This is a genomic window from Streptomyces alkaliphilus (genome assembly GCF_014141535.1).
Classification (GTDB): Bacteria; Actinomycetota; Actinomycetes; order Streptomycetales; family Streptomycetaceae; genus Streptomyces; species Streptomyces alkaliphilus.
Genome location: NZ_VKHT01000917.1, coordinates 1 through 2012 on the forward strand (window position 1 = coordinate 1; position 2012 = coordinate 2012).

3 protein-coding genes are annotated in these 2012 nt (G+C 73.7%); 1 reads left to right on the forward strand and 2 read right to left on the reverse strand.

Features of this window, described 5'->3' with window-relative positions:
* Positions 1-55: 55 nt before the first annotated feature.
* A complete protein-coding gene (locus FNQ90_RS21110; RefSeq protein ID WP_182607805.1) occupies positions 56-667 on the reverse strand; it encodes an IMPACT family protein in 612 nt (203 codons plus the stop codon).
* Positions 668-734: 67 nt separating this feature from the next.
* On the opposite strand from FNQ90_RS21110, the gene FNQ90_RS21115 reads away from it, so the two are divergent.
* Complete coding sequence (locus tag FNQ90_RS21115; RefSeq protein ID WP_182607806.1) at positions 735-1151, forward strand: CoA-binding protein; 417 nt, start codon at positions 735-737, stop codon at positions 1149-1151.
* Positions 1152-1172: 21 nt separating this feature from the next.
* Here FNQ90_RS21115 and FNQ90_RS21120 read toward each other — a convergent pair whose 3' ends face one another.
* Positions 1173-1931, reverse strand: coding sequence for an acyltransferase (locus FNQ90_RS21120; protein WP_323380108.1), 759 nt, complete (start codon positions 1929-1931; stop codon positions 1173-1175).
* Positions 1932-2012 lie beyond the last annotated feature (81 nt).

The following is a 2012-nucleotide window of genomic DNA, read 5'->3' on the forward strand; positions in this document are numbered from 1 at the left end:
CCGGGACGAGGTGCACGGCCACGCCGGGGGCCGGGGGCGGGCGGCGCCCCCGTCCTCACCCGGGGAGTGTCTCGGTTCGGGCGGTGCCGGAGGTGGCGTCGGCGATGCGGGCCCCGATCTCCTCCAGCTCGGCCTCCGGCACGGCGAGTTCGATGGTGACCCGGGAGGCGTGGTGGACGCCGAGGACGGTGAGCCCTTCGGCGCGCAGGTCGTGCTCCAGACGCCCGGCCCGATCGTGACCGACGGTGATCCGGAGGGTGCGGGTGCGGCGGCGCTCGACGGTCCCCACCCGGTCCAGGGTCTCCCCCACCACGCCGCCGTAGGCGCGGATCAGACCGCCGGCGCCGAGTTTGGTGCCGCCGAACCAGCGGGTGACCACGACCACGGTGTCGCGAACCCCGCGGTGCAGCAACATCCGCAGCATGGGTGCACCGGCCGTGCCCCCGGGTTCGCCGTCGTCGTCACAACGTCGGATCGCGGCGTCCGCGCCCAACACGTACGCGTGGCAGGTGTGGCTCGCGGTGGGGTGCTCGGCGCGCAGTCGGGCGACCAGGGCGCGGGCGGTGGTCTCATCGGTGACGGGAGCCACCACACAGCGGAAGCGGGACCGATTGATCTCGACCTCGTGGACGCCCTCGCCGGCCACGGTCGGGTAGCTGTCCGGCATGTCGTCAGCGTATCGGTCGGGTGGACGGGCGCGGAATGCGGGCGGGGCCGGGATGGTTGTCCCGGACATGATCGAGACGTACGGAGACGACGAAACGGTGCGCGCCATCCTGCGGGACGCGGGGGACACCTGGGCGGTGGTGGGGTTGTCGAACAACCGCGAACGGGCCGCCTACGGCGTGGCGGCGCTGTTGCGGCGCATGGGCAAGCGGGTGGTGCCGGTGCATCCGCGGGCGGAGACCGTGCTGGGCGAGAAGGGGTGGGCCTCCCTGCGGGAGATTCCGTTCCCGGTGGACGTGGTGGATGTCTTCGTCCGCTCCGAGGCCGCGGGTGCGGTGGCCGACGACGCGATCGCGGTGGGGGCACGGGCGGTGTGGTTCCAATTGGGTGTGATCGATCCGGAGGCCCACCGTCGGGTGCGGGAGGCGGGTCTGGCGATGGTCATGGACCGGTGTCCGGCTATCGAGTACGGCCGGATGGCCTGAGGCCACGGGGCCGCGATCGGGTCACCCCGCGGGGGGCCGGGGGGCATCGTCACCCGACCCGGCCGGTTCGGGGACCGCCGCGAGACGGCGCAACTGCTCGGCGGTGATCCCATCGGGCAGCGGTACGGGAGCAGGGGTGCACAGGGGTGGCCGCCAACCCCGGTCGGGGTCCCAACGGCGGACGATCCGCGCCGGGGCCCCGGCGACCACGGCGTGGTCGGGGATCTCACCGCGGACCACCGACCCCGCTGCCACCACGACGTTGTGACCCAGTCGGGCCCCCGGCAGGATCACCGCCGCCGTACCCAGCCACGAGCCCTCCCCTATGGTGACCGGCGCCGAGCGGGGCCATTGCAAACCGACGGGACGGTGGGGGTCGTCGTAGGAGTGGTTGGTCGAGGTCAGGTAGCAGTGGGGTCCGACGTGAACGTCGTCACCCATGGTGACGGGCGCGTCGGCGACGATGTGGGTACCGCGACCCAGTACGACGCCGTCCCCCAGCACGATCCGTGAGCCCTCGCCCAAATCGAGGTCGGGGAGCATTCCGGCGGCCAGGGTGACGTCCCGGGCGATGACGCAGTGCGCGCCCAACTCGATCCACGGGGTGCCGAAGACGGTCCCCTGGGGGAACGCCAGTCGGGTGCCGGGACCGATCCGGCGGAAGGCGTGCGGGCCGGGACGGTCCGCGGTGACGGCTCCGGCCCGTTGAAGGCCCCGCCACCCGGCGTGGAAGGCGCGGGAGGTCAAACGGGCGAGCACTGCTCCGGGACGAACGGGCACGGACTCCTCGCGTCCTCCCGGCCCCACCACACGACCCGGCGCCCCGGGCCGGATGGGCGGGCCGGGGGGACGCGAGGAGTC